Genomic DNA, 16,992 nt, shown 5'->3' on the forward strand with positions numbered 1-16,992 from the left:
CCGACGCCGCCGACCCCGCCACGTGCTCCAACTCGGCCTGCAACGGCGCCTACTACGCCGACTTGCTGCGCCACCACGGTGCGGCCGACGCCCAGTGGATCCCGGTCGACCTCGACCACCTCGACGCCGCCGACTCGGACGCCGTGGTCGCCCGGGTCGAGTCCATGACCGGCTTCTTCTTCGGCGGCGGCGACCAGTACCGCTACGTCACCACCCTGCTGCACGGCGACGCCCACACCGACTCCAAGGTCCTGGCGGCCATCCGCCGCAAGCTCGCCGCCGGCGCCGTCGTCGCGGGCTCCAGCGCCGGCGCCCAGATCGCCTCCGGACCGGACATGGTCACTGGCGGCGACAGCTACCAGGCCCTGCGCGACGGCAGCGCCCCCGGCTACTTCGACGACCCCACCCGACTCGGCTACCTTCCGCGCGGCGGCTTCGGCTTCTTCGACGCCGGCCTGCTGGACACCCACACCGGCACCTACGGCCGCGAGGGCCGCGCCGTCCGGCTGGCCGCCGACACCGGCCACGACCGGGTGTTCGCCCTGGACGAGGACACCGCGATCGAGGTCGAGCACGCCGGCACCCGCGACGAGACCCTCCGGGTGCTCGGCACCCACGGCGTCACCGTCCTCGACCTGCGCCACGCCCACGCCCGTACGACCGGCGGCCGCTGGAGCGTCGAGGGCGTCCGCTACAGCTACCTCACCGACGGCGACCGGTACGCCCCGCGCACCTGGACCGTGCGGCCCGCCCCCGCCAAGGACCGCCTCAAGCCCGCCGACACCGCCCCCGTCCCCGCCAACCACGACGCGTTCTACTCGGTCGACGACCCGGACGGCACCCCCTACTCGCTCTCCGGCACCGCCCGCGCCCTCACCGCCCAGCGCACCCGGCGCACCGCCACCGCCACCACCTACGAGACCGGCCCCGCCTTCACCGTCACCCTCCAGCGCCGACCCGACACCCGGGCCTGGACGCTCGACGGCGCCACCGCCGCCTCGTTCACCGACCTCGACCTGGCGATCGCGCCCACCGCGCACTAGGCCCTGTCCGGCCGATCTTGCCGGGCGCGCGACGCCGGGCATCCCGGCTGGAAGCACCGGCGAAACACCCAAGTACACCCAGTACGAGGGAGTTCCGCCGGCACTCCCAGCCGGGCCCCCGACGCCGCGCGCTGATCCGACAAGATCGGCCGGACAGGGCCTAGGCCGCCGGCCGACATTCCCGAACAAGATCCCCGCGGCCCGGCCCTTCGCTAGGCTGCGGACCACCACAGCTCCGGACCGTCCACCCCGCCGACGCCCGGGAAAGGAACCGCGCCATGGCACCCGTCACGCTCGCCGAGGACATCCGCCAGCGCCTCGGCGACTGCAGCCCCGCCGAGCGGAAGGTCGGGCGCGTCCTGCTCGCCGGGTGGCCGGCCGCCGGCTTCGAGACGGTCGCCACCCTCGCCGAACGCGCCGACGTCAGCGCCCCCACCGTCATCCGGTTCGTCAACCGGCTCGGCTACCGCGGCTTCCCCGACTTCCAGGCCGCCCTGCGCACCGAACTCGACGAACGCCAGGCGTCACCGCTGACCCTCTACAGCACCGCGCGCCACGGCGGCACGGGCGAGGACGGCGGGCGCCCCCCGCAGCCGGGCACGGCGGGTCTGCTCGCGCACGGCCGCGAGGTGTTCACCGCGGCCGTCGACCGCACCCTGGCCGAGGTCAGCCCGCACGAGCTGGAACGGGCCGTGCAGCTGCTCGCCGACCCCAAACGCCGCGTCACCCTGGCCGGCGGGCGCTTCACCCACCTGCTCGCCCAGTACCTCGGCCTGCACCTGATGCAGCTCCGCGACGACGTGCGCTTCCTCCCCGACCGGCCGGTCGAGCGGACGGCGCTGCTCGCCGCGCTCGGCCGCCGCGACGTGCTGGTCGTCTTCGACTACCGCCGCTACGAGACGGACAAGGTCACCCTCGCCGAACTCGTCCGCGAAGCCGGGGGGCGCGTCATCCTGTTCACCGACGCCTGGCTGTCGCCCGTCAGCACCCAGGCCGAGGTCGTCCTCTCCAGCCAGGTCGGCGCACCGTCCCCGTACGACAGCCTGGTGCCGACCCTCGCCGTGGTGGAGACCGTCGTCGCCGGTCTCGTCACCGCGCTCGGAGAGCGGGCCCCCGAGCACCTGAAGCACGTCGAGGAGACCGCCGGCCGCATCGGCCTGACCTGATCCCGGCCGGAAGCCGGAGGCGGGGACGGCGCCGGGCCGGGCGGAGGCGGTCAGGTGAAGGCGGGGGCGTGGTCGGCGGCCCAGGTGGTGAAGGTGCGGGCCGGGTGGGAGAGGAGGCGGGGGAGAGTGTCGGTGGTGGGGCCCGGGGCGGCCAGGCAGGCGGCGGCGTAGCCGATCAGGCGGTCGGGGACGTCGGCGGGCAGGCCCTGGGCGAGCAGAGCGCGGCGCAGCACCTCCGGGGGGACCTCCTCGAAGGTGACCTCCCGGCCGAGCACCGCACCGAGCAGGCGGGCCCGGTCGTACTGGGTGAGGGACCGGGGGCCGGTGAGGGCGTACGCCCGGCCCGCGTGGCCGTCCTCCCGCAGGGTCAGGACGGCGGCCTCGGCGACGTCCCGTTCGTGGACGGGGGAGGTGGCGGCCGCGCCGTGCACGCCGCGGGCGGTGCCGGTGGCCCGGATCTGCGGGGCCCAGGCGAGGGTGTTGGCGGCGAAGTCGGCGCAGCGCAGGAACGTCCAGGTCAGGTCGGAGGCCCGGGCCGCGGCCTCGATCCGTTCGAACTCCGCGGCGAAACGGCGGTACCCGCCGCCGTACTCCACGGTCACCGCCGACAGCACCACCACCCGCCGCACCCCGCGCTCCGCCGCCAGCGCCAGCAGCTCGGCCGCCGCCCCGCCGACGGCCCGCGGGCTCAGCAGCAGCGCCGCCACCCCGTCCAGCGCCCCCGCCAGCGACCCGGGCCGGGACGGGTCGCCCACCACCCGCCGGACCCCAGCGGGGAACCGCGCCGCCGGATCGCGGGTCACGGCGGCCACCTCGACGCCCCGGGCGGCCAGCAGCCGCACCACCTCGCGTCCGACCGTTCCGGTCGCACCCGTCACCATGATCATGTGTCCGCTCCTCGTCGCGTTCCGCCGACGGGGCCGCTGCCCCGCCGTTCGAACCCGAGAGCCGGACGGGGCGCCGGGTGTGACATCCCGCGCTGTCCCGCCGGACGGGTCCGGGCCGCTCCGGGAGGGTCCGGGAGGGGCCGGTCGGTCTGCGGTGCGGTCGGTCCGGTCCGCGAACCCGCCGAGGAGACCGGGCTCACCGGTCTCGGCCTCGTCCACCCGCACGCCGCCGACTTCACCGGCCGCAAGGGCACCCGGGACCGCCAGTTCGCCTTCACCGCCGTCGTCCCCGACGGCACCCCCGTCACGCTCGCTGGTCCCCGCTGGACGAACTGCCGGTGGTCGGCGGCCACCACCGGGAGATCCTGGACCGCCTGCGGTAGCGCCCCCGCTGCTGGCGGCGCCGCACCCGACCAGGTCGCGCGGGAGGGAGAAGGGCGGCGGACGCGGGGGTTCCTGACGGGCCGTCAGGAGAGCTGCGGTGTTTGGGGAGCGTGATACGGGTCACCCGACACCGCGAGCGAACCGAACAGGGCGGCCCGAGCGGCCCCCGCGTCAGGAGGCAGAGCATGTCCAGCGGTCTGATCGTGGCGATCGTCGTGATCGTCGTGGTGGTGGCGGCGCTCGGTGCGTTCGCCCTCCGCCGTGGCCAGCAGCACCCGAGCCTGAGCCGCCGGTTCGGGCCCGAGTACGAGCGCACCGTCGCCCGCCACGGCGGCGACACCACCGCGGCCGAGCGCGAGCTCGCCCAGCGCGTCGAACGCCACCGGGAACTGACGCTCACCCCGCTGGGCAGCGCCGAGCGCGCCCGGGCCGAGCAGCAGTGGGCGCAGGTCAAGACGCGCTTCGTCGACGACCCCCGGCAGGCACTGGCCGACGCCGAAGCGCTGCTGGCCCGGGTGGCCCGCGAGCGCGGCTACCCCGACTCCGACGTGGACGCGCAGATCGACACCATCTCGGTCGACCACGGCGAGCACGTCGAGTCCTACCGGGTGCTGCACGCGATCTCCCGGCCGGACGCCGCCGGGCGGGCCAAGAACACCGAGGAGCAGCGCGCGGCCCTGGTCCGGGCCCGGGAACTGTTCCTCGCGCTGATCGGCCCGGACGGCGAGCCGGAGCGCGCCGCGACCCACACCACCACCAAGGACCGCATGCCGACCGCCCGCCGCACGCGGCAGGTGCCGACGCAGCGCGAGCACCACGCCTGAACGCGGGCCCGGACCCCCACCACGACGACACCGTCGCTCCACCGTTCTTCGAGGAGGACCGCATGACCATCAGCGACCACGGCCGACGCACCGACGCCCTCAACGCCGACGCCGACACTGACACCGACACCGCTCAGGACGGCGCCCGCACCCCCGCCGCCGACCGCAACCGCGACGCCGCCGGCCGACCGGAGCAGCCGGAACGGCTTGAGCAGGCGGAGGAGGTGCGGCGCGAGACGGCCGACGCGACCGACCCGCACCGCTTCCCGCGCAACGGCGCCCCGGGCCGGTTCGTCACCAGCGACGAGACGCCGCGCGGCACCGGTGACACCCGGCCCGCGACCGGCGGCGCCCAGCGCCCCGCGCCGACGGGCAACACCGCCGCCGCTGCCACCGGTGCGAGTGCCACCTCCGGCGTGACGGCGAAGGACGAGGACCGCGACCGTATCCGGGCTGCCGCTACGGGCGTGGAGACCACCGGCGCGGGTGCCACCTCCGGTGCGATGGCGAAGGACGAGGACCGCGACCGTATCCGGGCCGCTGCCACCGGCGTGGAGACCACCGGCGCGGGCACCGCCACCGGTGCGATGGCGAAGGACGAGGACCGCGACCGTATCCGGGCCGCTGCCACCGGCGTGGAGACCACCGGCGCGGGCACCGCCACCGGTGCGACGGCGAAGGACGAGGACCGCGACCGCGCCCGGTCCGCCGCCGGGCAGCCGCGCACGGCGGACGGCTCCGGCACCCACCAGCCGCTCCTCCCGTCGGACCTCACCTCGCAGCTGACGCAGCGGATGGACCACGCGATAGGCACCTTCGTGGACGACCCGCGCCAGGCCGTGCAGGAGGCGGACAAGGCGCTGGACGAGACGGTGCAGCGGCTGACCGAGGGCCTGCGCGAGCGCCGCACCGCGCTGCGCGACTCGTGGCACGCCGACGGCGACAAGAACGGCGAGCGCCGGGGCGCGGCGGACGACTCCTCCCGCACCGAGGACCTGCGCCTCTCGCTGCGCGAGTACCGCGACCTGCTCCAGCAGCTCCTCGCGGTCTGACCGCGACTGCGTACGCGACCGCGCACGCGGCAGCGCCTGCGACCGCGCCCCCGGCCGAGCCCCCGACCAGATCCCGGCCGGGGGCTCGGCCGCGCGCTGTCACTGTCGCTGCGGGCGCGCCACCGCAGCCCAACAGAATTGGAATGACAGTTTTTGAAATCTGTCAGCGGTGCGCGTACGGTGGAGCCATGGAGAACACCACGCTCGGCACCACCGGCCCGTCCGTCTCCCGCCTCGGCCTGGGACTGATGGGCATGTCCGGCATGTACGGCCCGGCCGACCGGGCCGAGAGCATCGCCACCGTGCACGCCGCCCTCGACCGGGCGTCACGCTGCTCGACACCGGCGACTTCTACGGCATGGGGCACAACGAGATGCTGCTCCAGGAGGCACTGCGCGGACGCGACCGCGAGCGGGCCGTCATCAGCGTCAAGTTCGGGGCGCTGCGCGACCCGGACGGCGCCTTCCACGGCGTGGACCTGCGCCCCGCCGCGATCAGGAACTTCGTCGCCTACAGCCTCCAGCGGCTCGGGACGGACCACATCGACGTCTACCGGCCGGCCCGGATCAGCCCCGAGTTCCCGATCGAGGACGTGGTCGGCACGCTCGCCGAACTGGTCGAGAAGGGCTGGGTCCGGCACATCGGCCTGTCCGAGGTGAGCGCGGAGACACTGCGCCGCGCCCACGCCGTCCACCCGATCACCGACGTCCAGATCGAGTACTCGCTGATCTCGCGCGGCATCGAGCAGGACATCCTGCCCACCGCCGAGGAACTCGGCGTCGCCGTCACCGCCTACGGCGTGCTCTCGCGCGGCCTGATCAGCGGCCACTGGAAGCCGCAGGCTGCCGCTGGCGACTTCCGCGCCCACCTGCCGCGCTTCAGCGGCGACGCCCTCGACCACAACCTCGCCCTGGTCGAGGCGCTGCGGGCGATCGCCGAGGAGAAGCGGGTGACGGTCGCCCAGCTCGCCATCGCCTGGGTGCTCGGCCGCGGCGACGGACTCGTCCCGCTGATCGGCGCGCGCCGCCGCGACCGCCTGGACGAGGCGCTCGGTGCCCTCGACGTCACCCTGACCCCGGCCGACCTCGCCGCCATCGAGGCCGCCGTGCCCGCCGACGCCGCCCGCGGCGAGCGCTACGACCCGGCGCAGATGGCGATGCTCGACAGCGAGCGGTAGGCGCGGACGCGGAGCGGGCCCAGCCCGGCCGGGTCCGGACCGGTTGTCCGGCCCGGTCCGGCTGTCCGGCCCGGACCGGGGACGACGTGGGCGAACGGTAACCTCGAGGCCATGACCGAACAGCTGACCGCCGAGCGGATTCTCGACACCGCCGAGGAGGTCCTGCGCCGCTACGGCCCGGCGAAGGCGACCGTGGTGGACGTCGCCCGCGCGCTCGGCGTCAGCCACGGCAGCGTCTACCGCCACTTCGGCACCAAGGCGGCCCTGCGCGAGGCGGTCGCCGAACGCTGGCTGCGCCGGACGTCCGCGCCGATGGCCGCGATCGCCGACGACCCGGCGCTCCCGGCCCCCGAACGGCTGCGCCACTGGGTGCGCGCCCTCCACGCGACCAAACGGCAGTACGCCCTCCAGGACCCCGAACTACAGCGCACCTTCCGAGAGTTGATCGGCGAGTCGACCGCCGTCGTCACCGCGCACGAGGACGAGCTGGCCGGGCAGCTCGGCCGGATCGTCGCCGCCGGAGTCGCCGCGGGCGACCTCACCGCGGCCGACCCGGCCGTCGCGGGCCGGGCCGCCTTCCAGGCCACGGCCCGCTTCCACCACCCCGCCCACGCCGCGGACTGGACCTCCCCGACCGACGACGCCGACCTGGACGCCGTCGTCGACCTGCTGCTGACCGGGCTCGTCCCGCGCTGACCGGCGCCGGACGCTGCGGTTGACGCTCCGTCACCGGTCGGGCGACGGTGCCGGATCGCCCGGGCGTGGCTCCGGGGCTGGCCGATCGGGTGACAGTGCGTCAACGAAGGGATGGCGGGCTTTCTCTCCTGGTGATGACTGGGCGTGACCGTCGAGCGGATCGGCGGCCGTCCCGTCCCACGGGCTTCCAGCCGAGCAGGAGAGACATGCCCCGCACCCCCTGGCGCCGCCGCCTCCCCGCAGCCCTCGCCGTCCCCGTCGGCGTCCTCGCACTGACCGCCGTCGTCCCGCACCCGGTCCCGCCCCCGAGCCCGGTGCCGGTGGCGCGATGCCGCCCGCCGCCCGCGACACCGAACCGGTCTGCACCGGCGCCGCCGGGCCCGCTCTCCCCGTCACCGCAGGCACCGTCACCTGGTGCCAGACCGCCGGCGGCGGACGGCTCGCCTTCACCAACACCGGCCACGCGCCCGCCGACCTCTCGCTGGTCGTCCACGACTGCGACGGCGGCAAGGCCCCCGACCTCGACGCCGCGAAGTGCGCCGCCACCCTGCGCGGCACCAGCGACGTCATCTGGCGGCAGATCGAGCCCGGGCGGACCGCGACCGCCGACTTCGCCATCGAGAAGGGCGCCAACGCCCAGGTGTGGTGGACCGCCGACACCCCCGACCGGGCCACCGACCTCAGACTGCTGGGGACGCCGTGGAACTCCTGACGCCCCCGCGCCCGCGCCGCGCCCTCGCTGCCGCCGCCACCGCCGTCCTGCTGCTCACCGCCGCCGCCCCGGTGGCCGCCGCCCCGGGCACCGCCCCGCCCGACGCTCCTGCCGCCGTGAGCAACCCGCCCGGGGTGCACGTCCTGAACGGGGACAGCCGCACCGCCCGGCAGGTCGACTGCCCGGCCGGCTGGGTCTGCCTCTACGACGGCGTCCACTTCGACCACGCCGCCGTCGCGCTGCTGCCCGGCACCGAACTCCCCGACACCGAACGCCTCCGACTCCCCGACGGCTCCCGGTTCACCGGCACCGCGGGCGTCTCCGCCTGGGTCGACAACTCGCCCGTCGCCTACTGCTGGTACCCCGGCAAGGACTACCAGGGCACCGCCACCGCGATGGCCCCCGCCACCCGGGGCAACGCCTCCGACGACGCCCTCACGTCGCTCCGCCCCTGCTGACCCGCCCCCCACCCGGGGCGGTCGGCCCCCGCCGCGCACCGTCGCACGCCGTCGCACACCGCCCCGTCCGGACGCCCGGGTGGCATGATCCGTCCAGCCGACGAAGTGTCATGATCCGTCCAGCGAACGGGCGGTGTGCCCGGTTCCCGCAGTGGATATCCTGCGGAAAGACGGCCTGAGGAAGTGTCGGCCGACCATCGAGGGGGATATCGCACCCATGTCTTACCTGCGCACGTTCCTGCCCTGGATCATCTTCGCGGTGGTCCCTTCGTCCCAGTGGCAGTGGGCCGCGCTGGCCGGCCTGGTGGTCGCGGCCGCCGTCATCGTCCAGCAGCGTCTCGCGGGCGCCGGATGGGACGCGCTGATCATCGAGACCGGCTCCGCCCTGTACTTCGCGGTGCTGGCCGCGATCGCCTTCGCCGATCCGCACTCCGGCGTCCGCGACTACTCCGCGACGCTGTCCTCCGCCGTCCTCGCGGTGATCGCCGGCGGCTCGCTGCTGATCGGCAAGCCGTTCACGCTCGGCATTGCCAAGCGCACCACCCCGCAGGAGTTCTGGACGCTCAAGCCGTTCATCCGGGTCAACGTGATCATCACCGCGGTGTGGACGGCCGCCTTCGCGGTCACCGCCGTGGTGCTGGGCGTCCTCGCCCACGGCGGCCACGGGCACTCGACCGCCTCGCTGATCGTCCAGATCGCCGGCTTCGTCGTCCCGATGGTCTTCACCATCCGCTACGTCGCCCTCGTCCAGGCCCGCGCCCGCGCGCCCAGCAGGGCTGAGCAGCCGGCGCCCCCGCCCGCGCTTATTCGGAGGCCGCCCTCAGGCTCCGGCGGCGCTGTCCGCCGCCGGAGCGAGTGCCCCGCACAGGTGGTTGCCCGGGTCCGCCGGGTCCGCGCTGATCCAGAACTGGGCCCACAGTTCGGTGAACTCCTCCCGGGAGAGGAAGCCGTCGCCGTCCAGGTCGACCAGGTCGAAGACGCCGGTGGTGTCCGTCGGCTGCCCGTTCCACACGTCGACCAGGCGGCGGTGCTCCTCCCGGGAGATCCGGCCGTCGCCGTTCTCGTCGATCGCGTCGAAGACGGTGTCCGAGGTCTCCGCCACCGCCGGGCGCATCTCCGGCAGCCGGTCCACCACGGCCAGGATCTCGTCCATGTCGACCAGGCCGTCGCCGTTGGTGTCCGCCGCCGCGTACAGGGTGTCCCACCAGCCGAGCATCACCCGTTCCACCCGGGCCGCCAGCTCCGGCTCCGCCGCCACCCGGGGCAGCTGCTTCCAGCGGTCCGCGAGGGCCCGGAAGTCCTGCTGGTCCAGGTAGCCGTTCCGGTCCGTGTCGAAGGCGTGGAACATGCTCGTGAGCTTGTGACGCTGGAACTCGCTCGCCATGGCGGTGCCTTTCTCGAAGCCCGGCCCGGATTCCCACCTCGTCCGGGTGCGAGGTGATCCTTTCCACCCCGGCGCTCCCTACGGCAGCGCGCGGTCGCACGGCGCGCACACGACTCCGCGCCGGGGGAGTGCGGAGCCCGGCACGCGCCGGACCGGGACCGGCTTGTCGGCCGGTCGGGAACGGCGGCTATTGTGGCCCGCGCGTCGAACACGGCGTCGAGTAAGCAGTGGAACAGTGAGAAAAGGGGTGGGTTCGTGGCGGACATCGAAGCGGCACGGGCGGCATTCGCGCGCTTGGACGTCGACGGCGACGGGCGGATCACCGCGCGTGAGTACAAGACGGTCATGGCCCAGCTCGGCGACTACCACGTCACCGAGACGGTCGCCCAGGCGATCATCAACGCCAAGGACGCGAACGGCGACGGCAAGCTGTCCTTCGAGGAGTTCTGGGCCTCCCTCCAGGGCTGACGACCGACGGCGGACGGCCCCTTCCCGGTCGGCGCACGGCGCGGCACGCGCGGCGCGGCGCGCCGACCGGGCGCGGTCGGTCAGCCGGTCAGCCGGTCGGCCGGTCGGCCGTGCGATCGCTGACGCCGCCGCGGCGGCGAGGTTGCCCGACCGCTGCCGGACGCCGTACAACTGACCGGTGCCGTCGAACGACCTCCGCGCGCGCCACCGCGCCGCCTGCGCCGCCGCGCCCAGCTACCCCGAGGTCGGCGCCACCCGGTCCGCCGCCCCGCCCGCCGGGTACGCCCGGCTGCGCCGCCGGGTCCACCTCGGCCGCGGACCCGGCGTGCTGGAACGGGCGGGGCGTACGTGCTCGGCTGGGGCGTCCAGTTGGGCTCTGGCTTCGCGATCCACCCGGCGCCCGGCCGGATGCTCCCCGGCGACACCGTCCTGCTCCGGCTCGCCCTGCCCGGACTGCGGCTGCCCCGCCTGGTCATCCCGTGCCGGGTGGTCTGGACGGTCGAGGAACCCGACCGGATCGGCTTCGCCTACGGCACCCTCCCCGGGCACCCCGAACGCGGCGAGGAGTCCTTCGTGGTGAGCCGGGACGCGGACGGCGAGGTGTGGTTCGAGATCACCGCGTTCTTCCGGCTCGCGGCCTGGTACGCCCGGCTCGGCCGCCCCGTTGCCCTGCTGCTCCAGCACCTCGCGATCGAACGCTACCTGCGGGTGGTCGCCCGCACGGCGGCCCGGGAGGGGAGCGGCCGGCCGGCCTGAACGGGGCCACCGGGCGGGGCCACCGGCCAGGTCCACCGGCCAGGTCCACCGGCCGGGCCGCCGATCGGGGAGCCGGGCGGGGACGCGGCTACTGCGGGTCGGCGGCGAAGGCCCGGACCGCCGCCGTCGCCACGGACTCGACCAGCGCGATGCCCGCGTCCTCGCTCGCCGAACCGTCGCTCAGCACGGACACCAGCAGGGACCGGCCGCCGTACTCGATCCGGCCGATGCTGTTGACCACCCACAGGCCGGTGCTGTCCCGGGGCAGCCAACCGTTCTTCAGCTGCACCGCGCCGCCCTGGTCCGCCGCGGAGACGCCCCAGTCCTGGTCGTCCGCGACCAGGCCCATCAGTTTTGCCAGGTAGGCGCGGGAGGCGGAGCCCAGCGGGGAGTCCGCGGTGAACACCACCCGCAGCAGCCGCGCCTGGTCGGCCGCGGTGGTGCTGGTCAGCCCCCAGAAGCCGTCCGTCCCGGCGACCGTCCCGGTCAGGCCGAAGGCCGCGTTCGCCCGGTCCAGGCCCGGCGCGCCGCCCACCGCGTCGAACAGGGCGGTCGCCGCGTCGTTGTCGCTCTGCTCGATCATCAGCGCCGCCGCGGCCCGCTGGTCGCCGGTCAGCACGCCGTCGTTGTCCAGCAGCAGGGCCGCCAGGATGTCGACCTTGACGATCGACGCGGTGACGAACGCGTCGCCGCCCCAGCCGGCGGTGGCACCGGAGTCGGGGTCGGTCACCGTGACGGCGAAGTGCCCGTCGAGGCCGCCGAGCGCGGCGGCCAGCGCGGAGTCCGCGTCCGTGTTCGCGTTCGTGTTCGCGCCCGCGTCCGGTGTGGTGCCGCTGTCGGCCGTCGGGTCCTGGGCCGCGTCGTCGGCGGTGTCGCCGGTGTCGGCCGACGGCACCGAGGCGGACGTCACCGCGCTCGCCGGGGCGCCGGTGGTCGAGCGGGAGAGCACCAGCCAGGTCCCGAGCGACGAGAGCACCACCGCCACGGCGACCGCCCGCCTGATCCGCCCGGCGCGTCTGGCCCGGCGCTCCTGCCGGCGGGAGGAGGTCCGGGGTTCCGATGGTGCTGTCATGCGGACGATGCTCTGCCGCCCGCCTTGACCTGCGATGAGCCCCGCCTGAGCGGCCACTGAGAAGCCGGGCGGGGGAGTGGTCGCGCAAGAAGGTGACAGTCTGCTTGCGCTATTTGCGCAAACAAGCGGAAGGAATCGACCCGAGAAAGCGCTGCAGGGCCCCGCCCTGCCCGCTCTCGCCCCGCGCCCGGACGGCCTGAGCCCCGCCAGAAAGCCGCTGAGCTGCGGTGAGGTGCGGCGGCGCGGGCACTCCCCACCAGTTCGGATTTTGCATCGAACTCTACACTTCTTGCTGCCGCCCCGTTTACCTCGGGGAAACGGGCCGTTCAACGGCGCAGCAGCGGACCCCGCGCCCGGTCCTCGCCCCTGCTGCCCAGCCCCGCCCCCTGTGCACCATCGCCCGTTGCCGCCCATCGGTCGATCCGTATGCGGAGCCTCTTTAGAGTCCGTTGACACTCTCATCACCCCTCTGTAACTCTTGAGTGCCCTCGCGCAAAAAACAGACAGATGTCTGTCGTTTTCTCGACTTTCCCCTCCCCCCACCCACCCCCAGACAGAGGGACGTCATGAGATCCAAGCGCCTACTGCCACGCCTGACGGCGACGTCGGTCGTGGCGGGAATGCTCCTGCTCACCGGCCCCGTGCTACCGGCCCACGCGGCCGGCGGCCCCAACCTGGCCGCCGGGAAGCCCGTCACCGCGAGCAGTGCCAACGGCCAGTACACGGCCGCGAACGTCAACGACGGCAACCAGGCCAGCTACTGGGAGAGCGGCAACGGCGCCCTCCCGCAGTGGGTCCAGGTCGACCTGGGCAGCGCCTCCTCGATCGACCAGGTGGCGCTGAAGCTGCCCACCGGCTGGGGCGCCCGCACCGAGACGCTGACCGTGCTCGGCTCCACCGACGGCAGCACCTTCGCGCCGCTGGTCGGCTCCGCCGGGTACTCCTTCGACCCGGCGACCGGCAACACCGTCCGGATCACCTTCCCCGCCGCCAGCGCCCGCTGGGTGCGCGTCCAGGTCTCGGCGAACAGCGCCTGGACGGCCGCCCAGTTCTCCGAACTGGAGGTCTACGGGACGAGCGCCGCCTCCGCCAACCTGCTGGCCGGACGCACCCTCACCGCCAGCGGCACCTCGCAGAACTACACCCCGGGCAACGCCGCCGACGGCAACCAGGCCAGCTACTGGGAGAGCAGCAACAGCGCCTTCCCGCAGTGGCTCCAGGGCGACCTGGGCTCCGCGGTCAAGGTCGACAGGCTGGTGCTGAAGCTCCCGCCCGGCTGGGAGCAGCGCAGCGAGACCTTCAAGGTCCAGGGCTCCACCGACGGCAGCTCCTTCACCGACCTGCTGGCCCCCGCCGCCTACAGCTTCGACCCGGCGGCCGGGAACCAGGTCACCGTCTCTTTGCCCACCAGCACCACCCGCTACCTGCGGCTGCTGTTCACCGCCAACTCGGCCTGGCCCGCCGCCCAGTTGGCGGAGTTCGAGGCGTACGGCCCGACCTCCGGCGACACCCAGGCGCCCACCGCGCCGACCGGCCTGACGTACAGCCAGCCCGAGGCCGGGAAGATCAAGCTGGTCTGGGCCGCGGCCACCGACAACGTCAAGGTGACCGGCTACGACGTGTACGCCAACGGGCAGTTGGCGGCCTCGGTGGCCGGCGACGTGCTGACCTGGACGGACAGCCGCCCGGCGAGCGAGACGGTCACGTACACCGTGCGGGCCAAGGACGCCGCGGGCAACCAGTCCAACCCCAGCGCCCCCGTCACCCGCACCGGCGAGGCCCCCGGCGACACCGTCAAGCCCAGCGCGCCAGGCAACCTCGCCTACACCGAGCCCGCCGCCGGACAGATCAAGCTGACCTGGGACGCCGCCACCGACAACGTCGGCGTCACCGGCTACGACGTGTACGCCGACGGGCAGTTGAAGGCCAGCACCGCCGCCACCGTCCGCACCTGGACGGACAGCCAGCCCGCCACCGCCACCGTCACGTACACCGTGCGGGCCAAGGACGCGGCCGGCAACCAGTCCGACCCCAGCGCCCCCGCCACCCGCACCGGCAGCGGCACCGGCACCCCCGGCAGCAACCTCGCCGCGGGCAAGCCGATCGAGGCCTCCGGGCAGGCCTGGACCTTCGCCCCGGCCAACGCCAACGACGGCAGCCTGTCCACCTACTGGGAGGGCAACTCCGGCGCGTTCCCCAACACCCTGACCGTCCACCTGGGCACCGACGCCGACCTGCAGAGCGTCGTCGTCAAGCTCAACCCCGACCCGGCGTGGGGCGCCCGCACCCAGAACATCCAGGTGCTCGGACGGGCCGACGGCGCCACCGGCTTCACCAGCCTGAAGGCCGCCGCCGACTACCGCTTCGACCCCGCGAACGGCGGCAACAGCGTCACCGTCCCGGTCACCGGCCGGGCCGCCGACCTCCAGCTGAAGTTCACCTCCAACACCGGCGCCCCCGCCGGACAGGTCGCCGAACTCCAGGCCATCGGCACGCCCGCGCCCAACCCCGACCTCACCGTCACCGACGTGTCCTGGTCCCCGGCCGACCCCGACGAGGCCACCGCGATCACGCTGCGCGCCACCGTCAAGAACACCGGCAACCTGCCCGCCGCCGCCACCAGCGTCGACCTGCTGCTCGGCGGCGCGCTCGCCGACAACGTCGCCGTCCCCGCGCTGGCCGCCGGTGCCTCCGCCACCGTCAGCAAGGAGATCGGCACCCGCCCGCAGGGCAGCTACCTGCCCAGCGCCCGGGTCGACCCCAAGAACACCGTCCGCGAGCGCAACGAGGACAACAACCTGCTCGCCGCGAGCAGCCCGATCACCGTCCGCCAGGCGCCCGGGCCCGACCTCGAGGTCCTCGACGTCACCCCCAATCCGGCCAGCCCCGCGGCCGGCGCGGCCACCTCGTTCACCGTCAAGCTCCACAACCGCGGCATCGACCCGGCCCCCGCCGGCGTCACCCGGCTCACCGTCGGCACCGCGACGCTGAACACCACCACCCCGGCGATCCCCGCCGGCCAGACCCTCACCCTCCCGGTCACCGGCACCTGGACCGCCGTCGCCGGCGGCGCGACGATCACCGTCACCGCCGACGCCACCGGCACCGCCAAGGAGACCAACGAGAACAACAACACCTTCAGCAAGGCCATCGTGGTCGGCCGCGGCGCCGCCGCACCCTTCACCAGCTACGAGGCCGAGGACGGCGCCTACCAGGGCGAACTGCTCCAGGCCGACGCCACCCGCACCTTCGGCCACACCAACTACGCCTCCGAGTCCTCCGGCCGAAAGTCGGTGAAGCTCACCGCCACCGGCCAGTACGTCGAGATCACCTCCACCGTCCCGACCAACTCCATCGTGGTGCGCAACTCGATCCCCGACGCCCCCGGCGGCGGCGGCATCGACGCCACGCTCAGCCTCTACGCCGACAACGTGTTCGTGCAGAAGCTGACCCTCTCCTCCAAGCACAGCTGGCTGTACGGCAACACCGACCAGCCCGAGGGCCTCACCCAGACCCCGCAGGCCGACGCCCGCCGGCTCTTCGACGAGACCCACGCGCTGCTCCCCAAGAGCTACCCGGCCGGCACCAAGCTGCGCCTGCAGCGCGACAGCGGCGACACCGCGTCCTTCTACACCATCGACCTGGTCGACCTGGAGCAGGTCGCCCCGCCCAAGGCCAAGCCGGCCGAGTGCACCTCGATCGCCGACTTCGGGGCCATCCCCGACGACGGGCAGGACGACACCGCCGCCCTCCAGGCCGCCGTGACGGCCAACCAGAACGGCACCATCCCCTGCGTGTGGATACCGTCGGGCCAGTGGCGCCAGGAGAAGAAGATCCTCACCGACGACCCGCTCAACCGGGGCATGTACAACCAGGTCGGCATCCGCGACGTCACCATCCGCGGCGCGGGCATGTGGTACTCGCAGTTCTACACGCTCACCGAACCGCAGAACGCCACCGGCAGCATCAACCACCCGCACGAGGGCAACTTCGGCTTCGACATCGACGACAACACCAGGATCTCCGACATCGCGATCTTCGGCTCCGGCCGAATCCGCGGCGCCTCCGACGGCGCCGAGGGCGGCGTCGGCCTGAACGGCCGGTTCGGCAAGAACACCAAGATCGAGAACGTCTGGATCGAGCACGCCAACGTCGCCGTCTGGGTCGGCCGCGACTACGACAACATCCCCGACCTGTGGAACCCCGCCGACGGCCTCCAGTTCAGCGGCATGCGCATCCGCGACACCTACGCCGACGGCATCAACTTCGCCGACGGCACCCGCAACTCCTCGGTGTTCAACTCCACCTTCCGCACCACCGGTGACGACTCGATGGCCGTCTGGGCCAACAAGTACGTCAAGAACACCGCCGTCGACATCGGCCACGACAACGCCTTCGTCAACAACACCGTCCAGCTCCCGTGGCGCGCCACCGGCATCGCGGTGTACGGCGGCTACGGCAACCGGATCGAGAACAACCTGGTCTACGACACCGCCAACTACCCCGGCATCATGCTCGCCACCGACCACGACCCGCTGCCCTTCTCCGGGCAGACCCTGATCGCCAACAACGCGATCTACCGCAGCGGCGGCGCGTTCTGGAACGAGGCCCAGGAGTTCGGCGCGCTCACCCTGTTCGCCGCCAGCCAGGACATCCCCGGCGTCGTCATCCGCGACACCGAGATCCACGACAGCACCTACGACGGCATCCAGTTCAAGACCGGCGGCGGGGCCCTCCCCGACGTCAAGATCAGCAACGTGCGGATCGACAAGTCGAACAACGGCGCGGGCATCCTGGCGATGTCCGGCGCCCGCGGCAGCGCCGTCCTCACCAACGTGCAGGTCAGCAACTCCGCGGACGGCGACATCGTCCGCCAGCCCGGCACCAGCTTCACGATCACCAACGGGTAGCCG

General features: G+C 73.8%; 14 protein-coding genes and 1 pseudogene. 11 read left to right on the forward strand and 4 right to left on the reverse strand.

Features of this window, described 5'->3' with window-relative positions:
- Positions 1–62 precede the first annotated feature (62 nt).
- Together QMQ26_RS36300 and QMQ26_RS36305 are read left to right on the forward strand one after the other, a co-directional pair.
- Positions 63–1,043: a cyanophycinase gene (locus QMQ26_RS36300; protein ID WP_282206779.1), complete on the forward strand. Its 981-nt coding sequence runs from the start codon at positions 63–65 to the stop codon at positions 1,041–1,043.
- Positions 1,044–1,321: 278 nt separating this feature from the next.
- Positions 1,322–2,209, forward strand: coding sequence for a MurR/RpiR family transcriptional regulator (locus tag QMQ26_RS36305; protein ID WP_282206780.1), 888 nt, complete (start codon positions 1,322–1,324; stop codon positions 2,207–2,209).
- Positions 2,210–2,259: 50 nt separating this feature from the next.
- Here the strand turns inward: QMQ26_RS36305 and QMQ26_RS36310 are convergent, their stop codons facing one another.
- A complete protein-coding gene (locus QMQ26_RS36310) occupies positions 2,260–3,096 on the reverse strand; it encodes an NAD(P)H-binding protein (protein WP_100834401.1) in 837 nt (278 codons plus the stop codon).
- Positions 3,097–3,665: 569 nt separating this feature from the next.
- Here QMQ26_RS36310 and QMQ26_RS36315 point away from each other — a divergent pair.
- The 6 genes and pseudogenes from QMQ26_RS36315 to QMQ26_RS36340 all read left to right on the forward strand — a co-directional run bounded on the left by QMQ26_RS36315 (position 3,666) and on the right by QMQ26_RS36340 (position 8,399).
- On the forward strand, positions 3,666–4,304 hold the full coding sequence (locus QMQ26_RS36315; RefSeq protein ID WP_100834399.1) for a hypothetical protein: 639 nt from the start codon (positions 3,666–3,668) through the stop codon (positions 4,302–4,304).
- 62 nt (positions 4,305–4,366) lie between these two features.
- Positions 4,367–5,356, forward strand: a complete 990-nt coding sequence (locus QMQ26_RS36320; RefSeq protein WP_282206781.1) for a hypothetical protein — start codon at positions 4,367–4,369, stop codon at positions 5,354–5,356.
- 188 nt (positions 5,357–5,544) lie between these two features.
- A pseudogene (locus QMQ26_RS36325) lies at positions 5,545–6,533 on the forward strand (aldo/keto reductase).
- A 111-nt stretch (positions 6,534–6,644) separates the two neighbouring features.
- Positions 6,645–7,229, forward strand: coding sequence for a TetR family transcriptional regulator (locus QMQ26_RS36330; RefSeq protein ID WP_282206782.1), 585 nt, complete (start codon positions 6,645–6,647; stop codon positions 7,227–7,229).
- A gap of 328 nt (positions 7,230–7,557) precedes the next feature.
- On the forward strand, positions 7,558–7,941 hold the full coding sequence (locus tag QMQ26_RS36335; RefSeq protein ID WP_282206783.1) for a hypothetical protein: 384 nt from the start codon (positions 7,558–7,560) through the stop codon (positions 7,939–7,941).
- Complete coding sequence (locus tag QMQ26_RS36340) at positions 7,929–8,399, forward strand: hypothetical protein (protein ID WP_282206784.1); 471 nt, start codon at positions 7,929–7,931, stop codon at positions 8,397–8,399. Before QMQ26_RS36335 ends, QMQ26_RS36340 begins: the two co-directional genes overlap by 13 nt.
- A 444-nt stretch (positions 8,400–8,843) precedes the next feature.
- Here the strand turns inward: QMQ26_RS36340 and QMQ26_RS36345 are convergent, their stop codons facing one another.
- Complete coding sequence (locus QMQ26_RS36345) at positions 8,844–9,128, reverse strand: hypothetical protein (RefSeq protein ID WP_282206785.1); 285 nt, start codon at positions 9,126–9,128, stop codon at positions 8,844–8,846.
- A gap of 91 nt (positions 9,129–9,219) precedes the next feature.
- Positions 9,220–9,783: an EF-hand domain-containing protein gene (locus tag QMQ26_RS36350; protein ID WP_282206786.1), complete on the reverse strand. Its 564-nt coding sequence runs from the start codon at positions 9,781–9,783 to the stop codon at positions 9,220–9,222.
- 255 nt (positions 9,784–10,038) lie between these two features.
- On the opposite strand from QMQ26_RS36350, the gene QMQ26_RS36355 reads away from it, so the two are divergent.
- The gene (locus tag QMQ26_RS36355) at positions 10,039–10,251 is read left to right on the forward strand and encodes an EF-hand domain-containing protein (RefSeq protein WP_100834392.1); all 213 of its coding nucleotides are present in this window, start codon (positions 10,039–10,041) and stop codon (positions 10,249–10,251) included.
- Positions 10,252–10,467: 216 nt separating this feature from the next.
- On the forward strand, positions 10,468–11,007 hold the full coding sequence (locus tag QMQ26_RS36360) for a DUF1990 family protein (RefSeq protein WP_404814261.1): 540 nt from the start codon (positions 10,468–10,470) through the stop codon (positions 11,005–11,007).
- Between the two features lie 88 nt (positions 11,008–11,095).
- Here the strand turns inward: QMQ26_RS36360 and QMQ26_RS36365 are convergent, their stop codons facing one another.
- Positions 11,096–12,079 (reverse strand): serine hydrolase, encoded by a 984-nt coding sequence (locus tag QMQ26_RS36365; protein WP_282206787.1) that lies wholly within the window; start codon positions 12,077–12,079, stop codon positions 11,096–11,098.
- Positions 12,080–12,699: 620 nt separating this feature from the next.
- Here QMQ26_RS36365 and QMQ26_RS36370 point away from each other — a divergent pair.
- On the forward strand, positions 12,700–16,989 hold the full coding sequence (locus QMQ26_RS36370; protein WP_282206800.1) for a discoidin domain-containing protein: 4,290 nt from the start codon (positions 12,700–12,702) through the stop codon (positions 16,987–16,989).
- Positions 16,990–16,992 lie beyond the last annotated feature (3 nt).

Source organism: Kitasatospora fiedleri (assembly GCF_948472415.1).
Classification (GTDB): domain Bacteria; phylum Actinomycetota; class Actinomycetes; order Streptomycetales; family Streptomycetaceae; genus Kitasatospora; species Kitasatospora fiedleri.